Here is a 17,872-nt window from a genome sequence, read left to right as displayed (position 1 = left end):
GTGCCCTCGTGCACGCCCAGGTCCCGCGCAACCTCCGCGGCCGGTTTCCCGGTCTCCATCACGATCCGTACCGCACCCTCACGAAACGGCGCGTCGTACGACCGTCGCTTCCCACCCATGACCCTCAACTTCCCCTTCAGTCACACCTCCACGCTACGAGGGGAAGGTCAGTCGAGTCGTCGCGGGGCTCCGGGCGGCCATGTTCGCTGAGCCATCTGATCGGCTCCTCCATGACAGCCATACCCGGAGCCCTGGGCCCACCGATCTTACGAATGACCAGCGGAAACCCACGCTTGAAAGGTAGGACTCCATGATCACGTGGATCGTGGCCATTCTGATGCCCCGCCACCTCCCGGGCGCCTATTGCCGGTCGGTCTTAAAATTCTTCGGTCATTCGAGTTCCTGGCCGCAGGGGCCTCCGGCCGACGACTGAGCTTTTGGCGCTCAGCGAAGCTGCGTGGCTATCTGGGTGCATAGGGAGAAGTACACGTCACGGTCACTCTAAAACTGACGATCATCATTGACACCTGGGTCTCCGATCTGCTGGGATCCGACAGGTGCTGATCGTCAGTTCTGGATGGGATGAGTTGCTGCCCGTCGTGGCTCTCACGCGGAGGTCGGTGCCGTCCAAAGCCTTGAGGGGGCGGATCGCGATCTGACGAGCTTGATGATGGCTTTGATCTACGGGGGAGGTGTACGGGCCGTTTGATCTTGTCTGGCTCACACCCCCCTCACACGAGCACGCCGACATGCGCCCGGGCCGTCACACTTCGCCTGCGACTGGGCGCCGTAGGCGGTGGTGCATCAGCCCCGCCGCGCACACCACGACGAGGGGTACGGTCCACCACGGGATGCCGATCCACACGGCCGGCAGCCCCACCCCGAAGCAGGCGACGATGCTGATGATGAGCAGCTGCGCGCCGTACGGATTCCAGGTGAACGGCTCGTAGCCGCGAGGTCTGACAAGGCGTACCGTGCCGAACACGAACGCCTCAACCGCGACGAGCGCGGCGAGCGTGCCGACGGCGGCGTTCATCTGAAGCTCGTCACGGGGCGCATCGGCGGTGTTCTGCCGGACCCCCTCCTTGCTGAGCACCATGATGTCGCGGTGCCAGACGGTGGCGGTGACCCGGTCGCCCGGCTTCAGCCGCTCGAGGAGCGGTCCCGGGTTACCGAAGCGAACGACTCCCCGCCAGGAGTCCTCACCCTTCAGGGTCGCCTCGTACTTGGAAGGTTTCCCGGACTTGTTGACCGTCTTCACGACGGTGAACTGCAAGGTGCTCAGGCAGTCTCTCTGTACCTGAGCTGTTGCACGAGCGGGACATGGCTCGGCTGCCTGGTAGTCCTGGTAGCGCTCCCTGTCGGAGGGCAACCGCGCAGCGAACACGATGTAACAGAGCACCGCCGATATCAGAGATGACAGGATCAGCAGCACGCCCATGAACCGCGCCCGACCCGGCGGTCGCCGGTCGGCACCGTCCTTGCTCGGCAGTCTGCCTGTGCTGTGAGCCCTCGTTCGTGCCGTTGTCATCGCCCACCCCCTCCGCCCCAGCTTCCATCAGCCAGAGAACAGAAATACAACTAGGTAGCACGGCAGTCTGTGAGAGGGGCCGCGCTTCCCTTGGCGGGTCGCGGTCAGGCTTCGGTGATGCGCAGTTCACGCCCTGCCGCGCCGTCCGACGCGAAGAGCAGGAGACGTTCCCCTTCCTCCGCGAGTTCGGCGCCTCGGCGCTTGCTCACCGGGTGGAAGAGCTGGACGTCGAGAGTCGTCGCCCCGCGCGCACGGTCGGTCCGCCACGCTCCGGCGACGAACCCGTCGACCAGAATCGTCCCGGGAATCACGGCATTCTTCGTCGCGATGGCCTTGCGGTGCTCGTCGCTGATGATCCGGGTGCGGTCCGCGTGGGAGAGGATCGCGTTGTCGTACGGGGCCAGGTAGCGCACCGGCGCGGGCGCGTCGGGGTCCGGACGCGGTGCGCCGGGCAGATCCCACAGCTCTCGGCCGTCCTCGTCACGGAAGGAGACCAGCTGCGGGCGCAGGCGTTCGGTCACCGCGCGCAGCCGGGTCAGCCCCGACCACGCCTGGATGTCCTTGACGGTGGCAGGGCCGAACGCCGCCAGATAGCGCAGGACCAGGGCGTCGACGTCGGGCTCCGGGTCCAGCGGGGCGCCGAGCCAGTCCTCCGCCGTGGCGTACGTCGTCTGTCCGCTCTGCCCCCACACTCCGCGGGGTGGGATCTGGACGACCGGCAGCAGACTGCGTACGACGTTGCCGAGCGCGGAGGCTGGATGGTCGGGCCAGGTCGTCCGCAAGGAGGCGCTCAGGTCGCCGACGGTCAGAGGAGACTGTTCCAGGAGCTCCCGGCCGGCCGCCGCGATCTTGGCCGGATCCAGCCCGTGCAGGTCCTTGCCGAAGGTGGTGATCAGGCTTCGTTGCATGAACGGTTGCAGACAGGGCCGAAGCCTGCGGCAGTCGGCGGAGGTGACCAGATGGACGGTGCCCCGCATCAGTGCGATGCGCACGGCCCGCCGTTCGGTGAGCAGGCCGGCCAGTTCCGCGGGGCGGAAGTCCTCCAGCCGGGTCCACAGGCCGTAGTACGGCGGAATGGGTGCCTGTGCCTGCAGACCCACGAGGTGCTCGAGCGCCTCCTCCGCCGGCATCGTTCGTCGTGCCAGTAGCAACTGGCGTGCCAGGAAGGCACGGTTGAGAGCCCGCCGCTCGAGTACGTCGGCGGGTCGGGGCGAAGTGGTGGCCATCTGACCTCTCAATTCAGGAGGGCGAAAACGTGCGCAGTTCGTCGGCGAGGACGGACGGCCTCTTGGCTGTGCGCGTGAGTAACGACGTCGTTCGACACGAGGGCGGGAGTCGCATACTCGCGCGAATAGCCGATGTTCACGAGATCGGGAGTCACGCGGCTTCGTCGGGCGGGGCCGGAGGCGGACGTGGTTTCGTCACTTGTGATGGGGTTCCTTCCGCGTCCGTCCCACGTACTATGCGGGCGCTATGCCGTGACCACGGGGGCTGTTTCCGTGAAGGCGTCCGCATGCTCCGCTGCCCACTTGGCGAAAGTGCGGGCCGGGTAGCCGGTGACCTTCTCGACGGTGTCGACGACCGTACGGCCCACCTCCGGGTGTTCCCGTACGCCTCGATCAGGAAGCCGATCACGTCCTCCGGGTGGCCGGCCGCCCGCCATTGCGCGACGGCCAGCTCCTCGCTGAGCTCGACCAGGGCAATCTCCCGGCCGCGGGCGGCAGCGATCGTCGCCACCTTGTCGCCGACTGTCAGCGACTCGGGTCCGGTGATCACGTACTCCTGGCCCCCGTGGCCCTCTTCGGTGAGCACGACCGCGGCGACGGCACCGATATCGCCCTCGTGGACCATGGCACTCAGCCGGGAGACGAACGGCTCGCGGACTTCGCCCGAGGCCACGATCCCGTCCGCCCACTCCAGGCAGTTGGCCATGAACTCGACCGGCATGAGCACGGTCCAGTCCACATCGTCATCGGCACGCACGGCGTCCTCCAGCAGGGACGGCCCGCCGCCATGCAGCACGGTGACCCGGCGTACGCCGGCCGCGCGGGCCACCTCCAGGATCCGCAGGCCGGTCTCCAGCGGGACGAAGCGGGCCCCCCGCGAAGATGATCAGATGGAGGCCGGGGACGCCCTCCAAAGCCGGAACCAGGCTGGCCGGTTCGGTCCGATCACCCTGGACGACCTCGACACCGGCCGGGAGTTCGGCCCTCGCCGCATTCCGGGTGAGGGCGCGGACCGCATGGCCGCGGGCGAGCAGTTCGGCGACGACCTGGCGGCCGACGGTTCCGGTGGCACCGGTGACAAGAATCCTCTGCGTCTGTGTCATGGCACGACCGTACGGAGCCCTTAGGTCAGCTTCTGTCCGCAAGCCCCCTGCAAGCGCCCTATCTGGAGCGGCGGTTCGCCGCGGGATGCACGAGTGTCACCCGCCTGCACCGCGAACTGCTCGCCGAGGACGCCCCAGTCAGCTACCAGATGGTCCGCGCCTACATCGCTGCCCCGCGCGCCGCTGCCGTACCTGAGGCGCGGCCTCCGCCGCCGACGGTGCGGCGGGTCACCGGCTGGCTCATCGGCCACCGTACGGCCCTGAGCGAGGACGTGCGCGCCGCGCTCAAGGACGTCCTGGCCCGCTGCTCCGAACTGGATGCCGCCGCCAGCAAGTCCGCGACTTCGGCAAGATCCTCACCAGCCGCCTCGGCCGCGGGCTCCCCGCATGGATTGACGCTCTCGATGCCAGCCAACTGCCCGGCCTCACAGGCTCCGCACTCCGCATGCTCCGAGACCTCGACGCCGTGACCGCCGGCTCACCCTGCATTGGAGCTCCGGCGGCACCGAAGGCGCCGAGAACCGCCTCAAGAAGATCAAGAGGCAGCTGTACGGGGGCCGGATTCGTCAGCCGAGGGTAACGGCGATCAGGGCGATGGCGGAGCCGGCGAAGACCGTGGTGTTGCGGAGGTGGGTCTGGGCGCGCACCCAATGGGGGAAGGCGTTCTCGGCGGCCTGGAGGAAGGGCGCGACCTTGAGCCGGGCCAGCTCCGGGTCGCCCTTGCGGCGGAAAGCGGCCTCCACTGACTTCACCGCGGTGAGGTTGCTGTAGACGATGCCCGCGTTCATCAGCAGGACCAGGGAGGAGAAGATCCAGGTCAGTAGCTGTGCCAGGTCGGCGTCGGCGAAGTTGAAGGCGGCGGTGGCGGCCATCACCGCGGCGACGGCCGCCGGTGCCGCGGTCTCGTGGCCGCCGGCGTCGAAGCGGAGCCTGTTCTCCTCTAGCACCTCCGGGCGGACGCCTTGGCGGCTGAGCTCAGCTACGGCGGCGGCCTTCGCAGCGGGACCGAAGCGGTGGCGGACCACCGGAATGCTGACAAAGGCGGCGGCGACGAGCAACTGCATGACAGCGGCGAGCGTGTTCATGCGTACCCTCCCTCGACTTGCACTTAGTTCAATTGGCTGACGGAGTTACCGTAGCCGACTAGTTGAACTTAGTGCAAGGGTGAGCTGAACTTAGTGCAAGTTGCTGCGTACCGTCGAGGACATGGCGCGCAACACCCTCACCCGCGGCCAGATCGTCCATGCCGCCATCGAGCATCCAGACACTGGCGGGCTCGAAGGCCTGACATGGGCGCCCTGGGTAAACGGCTAAACTCCGCTGCTATCGCCGCGTACTGACGTGTGAGCAGGGGCAACCTCGTGCTGCTCGCCACCGACCAGGTCTGGAGCAAGCTCGAACTACCCGACCTGAGTCGACTGGCGCACCGTGGCCACCACGATGGCCACCGGTCACCAGGCGCTCCGCATTGCGCTCTGACCTGCGGTGGAGCTCATCGCAGGGTGCCCGCGACACAGACTGTGCCGGACGTGTGTCGCGCACCGACCCGCGGCTCGCCTGTCGGAACACGGGGCGGCCGAGTGATTCGGAGTCGAGTACCCTCGGCCGCCCCCCGACCATCATCTATGCAGGCGGCCGGACACGGTCATCTATCGAAGTGACCGGAAGCCCGCGCGGAGTTCCCCGACGAAGAGCTCCGGCTGCTCCCAGGCGGCGAAGTGACCGCCCTTGGGCAGCTTGTTGTAGTGGACGAGGTTCGGGTATGCCTGCTCCGACCAGCTCTTGGGGGCCTGGTAGAGCTCGTCGGGGAAGACGCTCACAGCGACCGGCAGCTTGACGCCCTTCGAACCGAAGAACGGAGTCTTGTTCTCCGCGTACAGGCGGGCCGCGGAGATCGCCGTGTTCGTCAGCCAGAAGAGCGTGATGTTGTCCAGGACGTCGTCCCGTGTCAGGCCCTCACTCACTCCGTTGAAGGACCGGGTGATCAGCTCCAGGCTGGCCTTGTCGTGGTCGACCAGAAAGGCGGCCAGGCCGACGGGGGAGTCCGCGAGCGCCGTAAGGGACTGCGGGCGCGAGGCCATCATGTACGCGTAGTAGACGTGCCGGTAGACGAAGTCCAGCTGCTCGACGGCGCGCTTCTGCTCGTCGTCGGCGAGGACGACGTCGGACGGCAGCGGGTTGCCGGCGATGATGGCCTGCTCGATGGCGGGCGGAATCACCTTGGGCATGTTGGTGTGGATGCCGACCAGGCCCTCGGGCTCCTGCACGCCCATGAGGTCGGTGACGACCGCGCCCCAGTCGCCGCCCTGCGCGACGTACTTGGTGTAGCCCAGGCGCTTCATCAGCTCGCCCCAGGCGCGGGCGATGCGCTCGGGGCCCCACCCGGGCGTGGTCGGCTTGCCGGAGAAGCCGTAGCCGGGCATCGACGGGATCACCACGTGGAAGGCGTCCGAGGCGTCACCACCGTGGGCCGTCGGGTTCGTGAGCGGCTCGATGATCTTCAGCTGCTCGATGATCGAACCCGGCCAGCCGTGCGTGACGATGACGGGCAGCGCGTTCTCGTGCTTCGAGCGGACATGGATGAAATGGATGTCCAGCCCGTCGATCTCGGTGATGAACTGCGGGTAGGAGTTCAGCCGCGCCTCGACCTTGCGCCAGTCGTACTCGGTCGCCCAGTAGCGCGCCAGCTCCTTCATGGTGGCGAGCTGGGTGCCCTGGGACTGATCGTCGACGGTCTCCTTCTCAGGGAAGCGCGTCGCCTCGATACGCGCACGCAGGTCCTGGAGCTCCGCCTCGGGGAACTCGAACGTGAACGGGCGGACAGTCGTCGATACGGAAGTGTCAGACATGGGGGGGTGCTCCTTGCAATGTCGGCGACCCTCTGTCGCCGGCTCGTCCACAGTCGTCCAGGTCTGCGTGCGTCGCCCCAGGGAAACCCCCGGGGTATCCCCGTGGCCGGCCCCCGGGATGGGCCGATTCCCGTAAAACTACTGAAAGCACTCAAAAGGGAATACGGTCAAAACAGTGCATCAAAGAGCATCAAAGCTGCGTTCCAGGAAGATCAACCTATGGGTGTGCAGTCCACTGATTCTCGGGTCGCGCTACGGGGCCGAGACCAGGAGCTGGCGGCGCTGGAGCGGGTACTGGCCAGAGCCCGGGCGGGCAACAGTGCGGTCCTGGTCCTGCGTGGTGAAGCCGGGATCGGCAAGACCGCGTTGCTGGACCACGCGGCCGACCAGGCCGTCGGGTTCCATACCCTTGGCGTCGCGGGCATCGAGTGGGAGATGGAGCTTCCCTTCGCCAGCCTTCACCAACTTTGCGCACCTCTGCTGGACAGACTCGACCAGCTGCCCGACCCGCAGCGCGATGCACTGTCCGTCGCGTTCGGACTACAGAAGGGTGAGGCGCCGAATCGGTTCCTGGTGGGTCTGGCTGTGCTCGGTCTGCTGGCCGGCGCCGCCGAGGACAGGCCGCTGGCCTGCCTCGTCGATGATGCGCAGTGGCTGGACGAGGAGTCCCGGCAGGTGCTGGCATTCGTGGCCAGGCGGTTGGTGGCCGAATCGGTCGCCTTGATCTTCGCCCTGCGGGATTCCGATGATGGTCGTGAGCTGCTCGGTCTGCCGGAGCTGCTTGTCGAGGGCCTGAGCGAGTACGAGGCGCGTGCTCTGCTGGCCTCGGCGGTCCGCGTGCCGCTCGACCCGCTGGTACGGGACCGGATCGTCGCCGAGACGCACGGTAACCCGATGGCCCTGCTGCAACTGCCGCACGCGCTGGCGCCCGCCGAACTGTCGGGTGGCTTCTGGCTGCCCGGCAGGCGTCCCTTGGCACGTCACATCGAAGGCGCCTTTCACCAGCAGTTCCGATCGCTTCCGGTGGACAGCCGGCGTCTTCTGCTGACTGCCGCGGCCGAGCCGACCGGAGACGCGGATCTGTTGTGGCGCGCAGCCGTTCTGCAGGGGATACCGGTCGATGCCGCGGCGTCGGCCGAGACTGCGGGACTGGTCGAGTTCGGGACCAGGGTGCGATTCCACCACCCCCTGGTGCGCTCGGCCATCTACCGGGGGGCGTCCGCGCCGGGGCGTCGGGCGGCGCACCGGGCGCTGGCAGAGGCCACCGATCCCCACCTTGATCCTGATCGCAAGGCGTGGCACAGCGCTCACGCCACCGACCGGCCTGACGAGGGCATTGCCGTTGACCTGGAGCGCTCGGCCGGTCGGGCCCAGGGCAGGGGAGGTATCGCTGCAGCGGCTTCGTTCCTGCAGCAGGCGACGGAACTGACCCCCGATGCCGCACGCAGAGTCAGCCGTGCACTGGCCGCCGCTCAGGCCCACATCGACGCCGGTGGGGCCGACCAGGCCCAGTCCCTGCTGGCCATCGCGGAGGCCGGCCCACTCGACGACCTGCAGCGCGCCCGACTCGAGCGGCTGCGCGCCCGGCTGGTGTTCTCCCAGGTGCGCGGTAGCGCAGCGCCCCGGCTCCTGCTCGATGCCGCACAACGGCTGGCACCTCTCGACGCCGCTCTTGCCCGCGACACCCTCCTGGAGACGGTCGGCGCCGCGAGCTTCGCCGGCCGTCTGGGCGAAGGACCCGGGCTGCGCGAGGTGGCCGAGGCGGCTCGCGCCGGCCCGCCGCCGAGGACGCCGCCGCGGATGGTGGACGTTCTTCTGGACAGCATCGCTGGTCGGATCCTTGATGGCTACGGCGCCGGCGTTGCCGCCCTCAGGCATGCAATGCACGTCGTCCGGCAGGAGCAGAAAACCGGTGGGACGGAGGCGGAAAGGCGCTGGCTGTGGCTGGCGTTCCGTGTGGCACCCGAGCCCCTCGCACCAGAACTGTGGGACGACGACGCGTGGCACGAGATGGCGCTGGGCGCTGTCGGCCTCGCCCGCGAAGCGGGGGCGCTCACTGTCCTCCCGATGGCGCTGACCTACCAGGCGTGCTCCCACGTCCACGCCGGCGAATTCAACACCGCTGCCGCTCTGATCGACGAGGCCACGGCGATCTCGGAGGCGGTGGGCGGCGTACCGATGATGTACACATCCCTGGTTCTCGCCGCCTGGCGAGGACGGGTGTCCCCGGCACTGGACCTCATAGAGACCACCATCGAAGAAGTGCGTGCCAGAGGCGAGGGACGCGTTCTCAGCCTGGCCGAGTACGCGACCGCACTGCTCTACAACGGACTCGGCCGCTACGACGCCGCGCTGGCAGCCGCGACGCGCGCATGCCAGTACGAGGACTTGGGCTTCTTCGGGTGGTCGCTGGCCGAACTCATCGAGGCGGCCGCCCGCAGTGGGCAGCCGGAATCCGGCGAGGCGGCACTGGACGATCTCACCGAGCGCACGCGTGCGACCGGCACCGAGTGGGCCCTGGGCACGGAGGCTTGCTCGCGAGCGCTGCTGAGCGACGACCAAGCCGCCGATGCGCTCTACCGGGAGGCGATCGAGCACCTCGGACGCTGCCGCATCGCCGTCCAACTGGCCCGCACCCGCCTGCTGTACGGCGAGTGGCTGCGCCGGCAGAACCGCCGTCAGGAAAGCCGCACCCAGCTACGCTCCGCCCACGAGGCATTCAACCGGTTCGGAGCACACGCCTTCGCCGAACGCGCCCGCAGGGAGCTCCTGGCGACCGGAGAAACCGTACGCAAGCGAACGGTCGGCGCCGTCGCCGAACTCACCAGCCAGGAAGCCCAAATCGCCAGGCTGGCCGGAGACCACACCAACTCCGAGATCGCTGCCCAGTTGTTCATCAGCCCTCGCACAGTGGAGTGGCACCTCGGCAACGTATTCGCCAAGCTCGGCGTGAGTTCCCGCAGGCACCTTCGCTCAGCGCTGTCTCCTCCAAAGCCGGGGACGTCGGGGGCCTAACCCGCAGGCCCTCGTGAGCAGCCGCCACCACAGCAACCTGGTAGATCGACTTCACCGACGGGCTTCAACACCCCGGAGTGTCGCAGCCGCCTGTGACCGGACAGCCCGGACACCGGCACCACGAGCTGTCCGGGCAGTTTATGCAGGTGACATGCATAGCGGGACAGCCGGACAGATGGGACGACGACACCAGACCACTTCCGTGAGAACCCGCCGCTCCAACTACCGTGATGGCGCCACCCGGACGTGGTGCCGGCCGACCGCGGATACGACCACGACAAGTACCGCCAGTTGGTTCGGGACCTCGGCGTGAAACCGCTGATAGCCCGGCGCGGCACCGAGCACGGTTGCGGACTCGGCACCCAACGCCGACTCGTGGAGCGCGCGTTCGCCCACCTGCACTGGTTGCGCCGCCTCCGGATCCGCTGGGAGAGCCGCGACGACATCCACGAAGCCTTCCCCACCCTCGCTCCCGCGGCCGGCGGAGCAAATAGTCGACAAAGGTTTGTTGGCGGATCCTTGTCCGCTCTCTTCCCGATCGCGGGAATCGCGCCGCATACGGTTGCCGTGACGGGCGGGCGTCCGCCCGTCGGTGATTTTCGACCAAGCGGGAGAGCGGATGACACCCGGGCGCCGGGCGGTGCTGGCTGCTGTGGCGGGAAGTGTGCTCGCGGGCTGCGCGGGTCCGGGGAGCGGTGGCGGGATGTCCACGTCCAGCCCGTCTGCGTCATCCGGGGCGACCGATGCCGGCAGTCCGGCTTCTGCGCCCCCGGCCACGACGGCCGCTGCGGCGCGCGCGCTCACCCGTGCCGCGATCGTGGCCCGCTACGGGCACGCCGTGCCGCGCACCTGGGGCTTCGACGGACCCGGAGTGGTGCACACGCTGCCGACCGGGAAACGCGTGATCGCGCTGACCTTCGACGCCTGCGGCGGCCCGGGCGGCAGCGGCTACGACGAGGCACTTATCCGCTTTCTGCGCAGCCGGGGGATACCGGCGACCCTGTTCATCAACTCCCGCTGGATAGACTCCAACCCGGCGGTCTTCCGCCGTCTGGCCGCCGAGCCGCTGTTCGAGATCGCCAACCACGGCACGAGGCACCGCCCGCTGTCGGTCACCGGACGCTCTGCCTACGGCATTCCCGGTACCCGCAGCGCGGGCGAGGTCTATGACGAGATCGCCGGCAACCGGGCCAAGCTCACGCGGCTGCTCGGCACCCCGCCGCGCTTCTTCCGGTCCGGCACCGCGTACTGCGACGACGTCGCGGCCCGGATCGTCACCGACCTGGGGGAGCGCTTCGTCAGCTTCTCGGTCAACGGCGACGGCGGCGCCACCTTCACCCACGCGCAGGTCGCTGCCACCGTCGCGTCCGCCCGCCGCGGATCGATCGTCCTGTGCCATATGAACCACCCCGAGGGCGGCACCGCCCGGGGTATCGCCACCGCCGTACCCCAACTGCTGGACACCGGCCACAGCTTCGTCCGACTCTCGGACTCACTGCACTGACGGGCCGCCGTGTGAACGTGCGCTTCGACCGCCGCGAGGCACTGACCGCGGCCGGGATCTACCTGACGATCGCGATGACCGGCTTCGGTCTGCTGATGGCGATCAGCCACTTTCGCGGCTACCACCCCACGGATGTTCTGACGCGGTGGGACAGCGCGAGATACCTGCACATCGCCGAGCACGGTTACCCGAACCACCTGGAGTACACCCCGGAGGGGCTACCCAAGCCCAGCGCCCTCGCGTTCTTCCCGATGGTGCCCGCCTTGATCCGCGTGGTACACCTGGTGACCTTCCTGCCCTTCCCGTACGCCGGAGTGGTGGTCTCGTGGTCCATGGCGGCAATTGCCGCGGCCGGGGTACACACGCTGGCCGGGTCGCTGTTCGGCCGTCGCGCGGGTTACGCCTGCGTGGGACTCTGGGCGTGCTCGCCGTACGCGTTCGCCCTGTGGGTGCCCTACTCCGAGGCCACCTTCACGGCCTTCCTGATGTGGACGCTCATCGCGGTGGTGGCGCGCCGCTGGTTGTGGGCGGGCGCCCTCTGCGCGCTGGCCGGCACAGTGCGGCCCACCTCGACCGTGCTGGTGGCAGTGGTAGCCATCAGCGCGATCAGGGCGCTGACGCTGCACCGGGCCGGCTGGCGGCCTTGGGCGGCGATGGGCATCGCGCCGCTCGGATTGATCTTCAGCTGGCTGTACCTGGGCAGCCGCATAGGCCGGCTCGACGGCTGGTTCATCGCGGAGAAGGCCTGGGACCAGCAATTCGACTTCGGCCTGGGCAGCCTGAGGTTCCTGCAGAAACTGATCACCTACCAGAGCACGGACATCCGCTACCCGCTCGTGCTGACGGTGATCCTCATCGTGGCTGTGGGCGTGGTGGCGTTGGCGCTGGACCGCCAGGTGCCATGGCCGTTGGTGCTGGCGCTCGCCGGTGCCTGGGAGCTGATGTTCGGCACACCGGGCGCACCGTTGTCCAAGCCCCGCTTCATCCTGCCGTTCCTGCCGATCATGCTCTTGCTGGTCATGCGGCCGATCGCCCGACTGCCCCGCACCGTGCAAGGCTGCCTGTACGGGTGCGGGGCGATCTTCGCCGGCTGGTACGCGTTCGGGTTGCTGGTTCTCTTCAAGCATCCACCGTGATCACGATCGGGGCCCGGTGCCTCGGGGCGCGGTGCCGACGCTTTGCAGTACGGCTGATGAGACGCCGCCGCGGCCGTTTCGGACACACCTGTGAGCGCAGCGTCACCTTGATCATGCAAGAGCTGCGTCGGCTCGACGCGCTCAGCCTGGTGAGTCCCCGCTGTGTTCCGTCGGAACGGGCACGGTCCCGGCCGGGCAAGAGCACGCATAGGCACGGCACGCGTGTCGACGGGGGGCCACCTCCACCAGTAGCCGAAGAAGTGAAGGGCAGGGTCTCTGACCTGCGACCGTGATATCGATCGACGCTGCGACTGCGACTTGGCCGAGGTCCACCGATGAGTTCCGCCGGTTGGGCCGGTCTACCAGGACGTACGCCATCGAGCCACCGCCTGGAGACCCACCATGACCAATCCCGCACACCCCGGCCGCATGCTGTTCGTGAACATCCCCGTAGCAGACCTTGAGCGCAGCAAGGCGTTCTTCGCTGAGCTCGGGTTTAGCTTCAACCCGATGTTCACCGACGAGACCGCCGCCTGCATGATGGTCGGCGAGCACGCCTTCGTCATGCTGCTCAGCCGTGAAAAGTTCGCGGAGTTCGCGAAACTGCCAATGGCCGATCCCACCACGCACACGCTGGCGCTGTACTGCTTCAGCGTGTCATCCCGGGATGAGGTCGATACGGTCAGCGCCGTTGCGCTCGCGGCGGGCGGCTCCGAGGCGGATGGCGCCGAGGACTACGGCTTCATGTACTCACGCAGCTTCTTCGACCTCGACGGCCATGGCTGGCAGGTCATGTGGATGGACCCGGCGGCGGCGGAGCAGGGCCCCGAGGCGTTCGCGGCCTCCATGCAGGACGCCGACGGCCCGGCCTGACCACCACCGCGTTCCGCACGTGCGTCATCATGCATGCCGTGCCTGCGCTCGCGGTCGGTGTAACGCGGCTTTGGGCTGGAGCTGCCATGGGGGAGTGATCATGGCCCCGTAAGCTTCCGGCGCGTCGGGCAGTCTGTGGACCTGCCCGGCAGAGCACGACGTCGGGGCCATGATCTTCGAGGCTCACCCCATGGTGGCTGCCCAAAGCCGTGGAGCCGACCGCCCAGCCACGACGGTTCTGACCTCATGCACTGGGTGCCTGCCTCTTGGGCGGGAGCGGGCGGCCGGCGGAATCGAGCGGGGCGGAGACATGTGCGCGGGCGCCGCCGGCCGCCCGCGCCCGCCTGGAGGAGCGAAGCGCCGACGGGTGCTTGATGAAGCGGGTTCAGTCAGGGAAGCGACGGAAGACGCCGTCCCCGTCTACAGCGTCTGCGAACTCTTCGAAGTCGATGTTCCCGATTGAGAGGTCGGCGCCAATAGACCAAAGCTCAGATGCGGTGACCCGAAAGGACTGACCCCGCCCTTCTTCGAAGAGGTCGAGGACGAGGATCGGGTACTCCTTGTCGGTCATGGCTCGCTCGTCTGCCAGCAGGAGAAATGTGGGGTCGTGATCGCCCTGGGGCATCAGCTCCGTGAACTGCTCTGCTGTGAGGTCGCGGTACGCCAGGTCGTCGACGAAGCCGACAGAGCTCCTTCCGCCTTCGGGATCTGCTCCGAGGATCGCTGACTGGAGCGCTTCCCACGCAGGGTGGTCGCCGAAGTAGGTACGGAGGACGAACGGGTCTTCGCGGTCTGGCACTGGCAGCATGGGGCATCCCTGGGGGTTACGACGGGGCTCAGCCATGATCACAGCTGACTGTCCGCGAGTACACCCCCGCCCCCAGGCGCCATAGAGCCCCGGTTTGGAAGACGGCGTATATGGCGTCCCTGGCCTACCTGCCGAGACTCGGACCTGGGACAGAGCGCAGCACCAGCCACGGACAGCACACGCGGAGGGAACACGGGGCGGAAGAAGAAGGGCCAGACCACGCCATCTCCGCATGGCGCGGCCCCAGCCACGTACAAGTCCTCACAGCCGTACGCCCCGCAAGGCCCGGAGACCTCTTCCCAGCCGGGCCCACCACGGGATAGTGCATCCACGCGCCGGCAGCCACGACACCAGCCCGGATCGCAGCTACTTTTGGCGCGAGCGATCGTCCGTGAGCTTGCGACGCGTCAGGCACAAACGACCTCGTCGTCCCGAAGGAACGTGGCTGGGTATTCGACCAGGGGCCGATGTGCTTCCCGCCTGTTGCGATGGTCCGCAGACGTGCGCCGTTGTCCGCCGCTGTACGTCGGCGTTGTCACGCGGTTGGACACTCACCCGGGATGCGACTCGGGGCTCAGAAGGGACTGGTCCTCTGCGCAGCGAGACGGCCTCTGAGCTGCACAGTCCGACCCGGAATCGCGCTTGGACGGGCCCACAAGCGCGTTTCTGTCATCTTTACCGGAGTTCCCCGGTGTTCCCCTCCGGAACCTGTCCGATCGGGCACGCAAGGGGCACGGGGCCTGGCTGTGCGCGGCTACGGCGATAGGGTCTGCTTCCTGCGCCGGACGAAGCGACGGCAGGCCACCCAGAGGCTGATCAAGAACAGGGCCGATCCCGTGATGGGCCAACCCACAGATCCACCCTCGCGGTAGGTTGCGATTCCGTCCGCCAACAGCATCGCGCCGACGGCCAAGCCCATCAGGTCGAGGAGGATCTCTGCCCGTCCCACGATCTTCGGAAGGTCAATCACGGCTTGATCGCGACGGATGAGTACGGTCGCTGCCAAGGGCGAGTTCTACCAGGGCTTCCTCGTGTCGACGGCCCCCGGCAGGACTCGAACCTGCGGCCAAGCGCCTAGAAAATGCGGGCACACCCCTTCTAGCTCAGGCCGGTAGCAACACTGCTGACCCAGACACGCAAGGGCGAGATCTCCGGCTCGGTCTCCGTCTGCTCCAAGTGGCCTTCCACGTCGTCCAGGCCCCACCAGGCGACGATGCCCGGCTTGCTGTCGGCCAGGAACGCCTCAACGACCGGACCAAGGTCGCCGGAAACCACATACGTACTGCTGAACGGCAACGCATCCGGGGGCACAGAACCGGTCGAGCACCGGAGCTGCCCGGCTTGCGCGTCGTGCCACACATAGAACGTCGCCACTCCGGAAAAGCCGAGTTCGCGAATGTGTTCTCGGATGGCAGCAGCGGTCCGCTCGAAGGCAGCGACCACCTCGGCGGCTGACAACGACCTCCTGTCCTCGTCCGCCACACCCAGGGACCAGGTGTTGGTCTCCCACTCCACCCGCCGGTCACCCGGCTCCAGCACCAATGGCTCGTCCGCCACCTCAGCGATCCACGTCAACAGCACCGAAGCAGTATCCCTGCACGGCGCGGGCCCAAGACCATCATAGGAAACGACGTCTTAACGCCCTGCTTCAGCGTGGTGTGTGCGCCCGGCGGCACCACGGACAGCACCGGGTGAATCGCCTTAAGCCGTCGCCGACAGATGCTCCGGATCAGGCCCTTCGCGCCTACGCGGCCCATGCGATATCGGGCAGGACCGTATGGAACATCTGGTGGGACTAGGAGCTACGAACGCACGTGCCGCGTCCGCAGTGAAAGGCGAGCCTTGGTCAGCCATCCTCCGGCGCAAGACCCTCGCAGCCCTGGAAGGGCACAAACCAGTGGACGTCGAAGTAGGCGGCCGTCGAGAAGGGAAATTGCGGATCCGTGAGCATGCGGTGGACGAACTCGGCGGTTGAGCCGTCGAATCGCTCCCAGGCGCAGGGGCCATGCTCCATCGACATGATGGGCCACTTGTCGGGGTCGGTTCCCTCGGTGAGCCAGTAGAACTTGTGGGCCTGCTCGGTGTCCGCCCACTGCAACAGGCCGCCAGGGGCTGGGAACAGCTCGTACGGCTCCCATAGGCGGCTGCCGTGCTCCCTGGCCCACTGGGCCAGCCGCTCGGTGTGTCTGACTATGTCGGAACTTGGGAACCGAGCATCGGGTTTGGGGACGGACAATCGGAGGAAGTGGTCGAAGGCGCCATACCCGAAAAGCTCGGCCAGTCGCTTGTAGTCGCCCGGCAGTGCGGTTCCCAGCCGATTCTCGACGGCTGCCCAGTCGACCGGATGCGTTGGGTCAGCATCCCAACCCGTAACAGCGGCAATCCGGTCCACCCAGGAGGCGCCCTCCGGCAGCCCGCCCGCCGCCGGGTCGGCCCGCTCGGCGACGAGCAGCACCGGCCGTATGCCCGTGCCGGCACGGGTCGTACCGCAGCCGATCCACCGGCCGCGGCAGGCCCACGCGTGGATCTCGACCAGCGGCTTGCCGAAAGGCTCAAGGAGCGGCAACCCGCTTCGTTCGTTGACCGCCGGATCGGCATGCCCGTCCACAACGAGAGCACGCGGCTGCCCATACCAGTTGCTGAACTCCTTCAGCAGCACAGACAGGCTGGTCCCTTCCGAAACCGCGAGGCAGGTATGCCCCCTCGCGTGCCCAGGCTCCCCGCAATGCAACTCGCCGGTTTCGATCCAGGCCAAGGGATGGACAGCCGCGAGAAGTTCTTCTGCGTTCATGGCCGGAGTAAAGCGTGTACCGCTGACAACCGCCCGTGCGACCCTGCACGGGCCGGCTGGACCAGCAACAAGCGTCGAGTCCGCGCTCCCTCCCTCCCGGTGCAGGGCGATCCCTCTTCCGAGGCGATCGTTCTGACCGTGGCCTTACAAGTTCGATCGCGAGCTGTCTTGGGCGACGTGGGCTGGCACCGCTACGGCCGGACAGGAGCGCTCGCGTGCTCCGCCGTCCGCGTCGTTGGGGTCAGCCGTGGATGCCAGCAGCCTTCTGGTTCGTAGCTCTAGCCGAGTCGGAGCCGGTTCTGCTCACCGCAATCCGGCCGTCATCTCTAGACAGCGAGCAGCGCGCCGAGAGCCAAAGCCGTCATCGCAGTTATCACCTGCGGCTTCCGCCAACCTTGTCCCGAAGCTTGGCGTGTCAGCTCCCAGACGCCCAGCAAACCGCCTCCGAGAGCAGTGCGCTCCGCAGCAGGAAAATGGTGGTCTGCACAGGGAGCCTCCAGGTGCCCTCGAACGGAGCGGAAGGCTATCCCTCGGGTGCCGAACGTCGGATGACCGGGCCCTTGTTTGGGAGATCGCGTATGCGGGCGGGCGCTGCTCAGTTGGACGCTCAGCGCTGTTGCTCACCACGAGTGGTCGATTGACGTTCTGGGCTTGGGATCGTGCCGTGCAGCCAGTTCCCTCAGGTCATTCGCGACCATGACCTGAGCGAGACGTCCGGCGACGGCCGCACCCGCTTTCGAGGTCTGTTCGTCCTGGTCAGGATGTCGGTCGGCCTTGTCCGTTGACGCGTACGCCCGTGAACGACTCCGGCCACCGATGGATGAGACCAAAACTGAGACGGCATCCCGTCCGCGGTGCGGGGCCCGCATGGCGGTCGTCGAGACCAGGGCGCGGGCCCTGGCGTCCTTCAGCGGCGCTACCCTTCGGCGGACATCCACCAATGAGTGGTGTGCATCGTGAAGTGGCAGGTCACGGGCCTGGTGTGATTCTGTGCGCGGGTGCTCGTGCTGGTCGCGCGGGGCAGTCTGCCGTGTAG

General features: G+C 67.7%; 14 protein-coding genes and 1 pseudogene. 5 read left to right on the top strand and 10 right to left on the bottom strand.

Features of this window, described 5'->3' with window-relative positions; translation table 11 throughout:
* The 4 genes and pseudogenes from ACWDA7_RS40160 to ACWDA7_RS40145 all read right to left on the bottom strand — a co-directional run.
* The coding region (locus ACWDA7_RS40160; protein ID WP_450611394.1) for a transposase at positions 1 to 119 on the bottom strand (119 nt) is incomplete at its 3' end.
* A 644-nt stretch (positions 120 to 763) separates the two neighbouring features.
* The gene (locus ACWDA7_RS40155; RefSeq protein WP_450611392.1) at positions 764 to 1,276 is read right to left on the bottom strand and encodes a hypothetical protein; all 513 of its coding nucleotides are present in this window, start codon (positions 1,274 to 1,276) and stop codon (positions 764 to 766) included.
* Positions 1,277 to 1,635: 359 nt separating this feature from the next.
* On the bottom strand, positions 1,636 to 2,757 hold the full coding sequence (locus ACWDA7_RS40150) for a winged helix DNA-binding domain-containing protein (RefSeq protein WP_450611390.1): 1,122 nt from the start codon (positions 2,755 to 2,757) through the stop codon (positions 1,636 to 1,638).
* A 245-nt stretch (positions 2,758 to 3,002) separates the two neighbouring features.
* Positions 3,003 to 3,860: pseudogene (locus ACWDA7_RS40145) on the bottom strand (NmrA family NAD(P)-binding protein).
* Between ACWDA7_RS40145 and ACWDA7_RS40140 the strand changes: the two are divergent.
* Positions 3,854 to 4,330, top strand: coding sequence for a hypothetical protein (locus ACWDA7_RS40140; RefSeq protein ID WP_450611388.1), 477 nt, complete (start codon positions 3,854 to 3,856; stop codon positions 4,328 to 4,330). The pseudogene ACWDA7_RS40145 and the gene ACWDA7_RS40140 overlap by 7 nt on opposite strands.
* Before the next feature lie 96 nt (positions 4,331 to 4,426).
* On the opposite strand, the gene ACWDA7_RS40135 is transcribed toward ACWDA7_RS40140, so the two are convergent.
* Both ACWDA7_RS40135 and ACWDA7_RS40130 read right to left on the bottom strand, forming a co-directional pair.
* Complete coding sequence (locus ACWDA7_RS40135; RefSeq protein ID WP_450611386.1) at positions 4,427 to 4,945, bottom strand: hypothetical protein; 519 nt, start codon at positions 4,943 to 4,945, stop codon at positions 4,427 to 4,429.
* Positions 4,946 to 5,509: 564 nt separating this feature from the next.
* On the bottom strand, positions 5,510 to 6,709 hold the full coding sequence (locus ACWDA7_RS40130; protein ID WP_450611384.1) for an epoxide hydrolase family protein: 1,200 nt from the start codon (positions 6,707 to 6,709) through the stop codon (positions 5,510 to 5,512).
* A 219-nt stretch (positions 6,710 to 6,928) separates the two neighbouring features.
* Here ACWDA7_RS40130 and ACWDA7_RS40125 point away from each other — a divergent pair, with 219 nt between their 5' ends.
* The 4 genes from ACWDA7_RS40125 to ACWDA7_RS40110 all read left to right on the top strand — a co-directional run bounded on the left by ACWDA7_RS40125 (position 6,929) and on the right by ACWDA7_RS40110 (position 13,237).
* Positions 6,929 to 9,724, top strand: a complete 2,796-nt coding sequence (locus tag ACWDA7_RS40125; protein WP_450611383.1) for a helix-turn-helix transcriptional regulator — start codon at positions 6,929 to 6,931, stop codon at positions 9,722 to 9,724.
* A gap of 703 nt (positions 9,725 to 10,427) precedes the next feature.
* Positions 10,428 to 11,228, top strand: a complete 801-nt coding sequence (locus tag ACWDA7_RS40120; RefSeq protein ID WP_450611381.1) for a polysaccharide deacetylase family protein — start codon at positions 10,428 to 10,430, stop codon at positions 11,226 to 11,228.
* An 11-nt stretch (positions 11,229 to 11,239) separates the two neighbouring features.
* A complete protein-coding gene (locus ACWDA7_RS40115; protein WP_450611379.1) occupies positions 11,240 to 12,364 on the top strand; it encodes a hypothetical protein in 1,125 nt (374 codons plus the stop codon).
* Between the two features lie 402 nt (positions 12,365 to 12,766).
* Positions 12,767 to 13,237 carry a VOC family protein gene (locus ACWDA7_RS40110; protein ID WP_450611377.1) on the top strand — a complete coding sequence of 157 codons (471 nt, stop codon included), beginning with the start codon at positions 12,767 to 12,769 and terminating at the stop codon, positions 13,235 to 13,237.
* 385 nt (positions 13,238 to 13,622) lie between these two features.
* On the opposite strand, the gene ACWDA7_RS40105 is transcribed toward ACWDA7_RS40110, so the two are convergent.
* The 4 genes from ACWDA7_RS40105 to ACWDA7_RS40090 all read right to left on the bottom strand — a co-directional run bounded on the left by ACWDA7_RS40105 (position 13,623) and on the right by ACWDA7_RS40090 (position 16,836).
* Positions 13,623 to 14,045, bottom strand: a complete 423-nt coding sequence (locus ACWDA7_RS40105; RefSeq protein WP_450611375.1) for a DUF6924 domain-containing protein — start codon at positions 14,043 to 14,045, stop codon at positions 13,623 to 13,625.
* 754 nt (positions 14,046 to 14,799) lie between these two features.
* A complete protein-coding gene (locus tag ACWDA7_RS40100; protein ID WP_450611373.1) occupies positions 14,800 to 15,051 on the bottom strand; it encodes a hypothetical protein in 252 nt (83 codons plus the stop codon).
* A gap of 92 nt (positions 15,052 to 15,143) precedes the next feature.
* Positions 15,144 to 15,626 carry a hypothetical protein gene (locus ACWDA7_RS40095; protein ID WP_450611372.1) on the bottom strand — a complete coding sequence of 161 codons (483 nt, stop codon included), beginning with the start codon at positions 15,624 to 15,626 and terminating at the stop codon, positions 15,144 to 15,146.
* 265 nt (positions 15,627 to 15,891) lie between these two features.
* Positions 15,892 to 16,836 carry a hypothetical protein gene (locus ACWDA7_RS40090; RefSeq protein ID WP_450611370.1) on the bottom strand — a complete coding sequence of 315 codons (945 nt, stop codon included), beginning with the start codon at positions 16,834 to 16,836 and terminating at the stop codon, positions 15,892 to 15,894.
* Positions 16,837 to 17,872 lie beyond the last annotated feature (1,036 nt).

The sequence above is a fragment of the Streptomyces sp. NPDC001156 genome, assembly GCF_053598275.1.
This window is presented reverse-complemented; position numbering and strand designations above follow the sequence as displayed.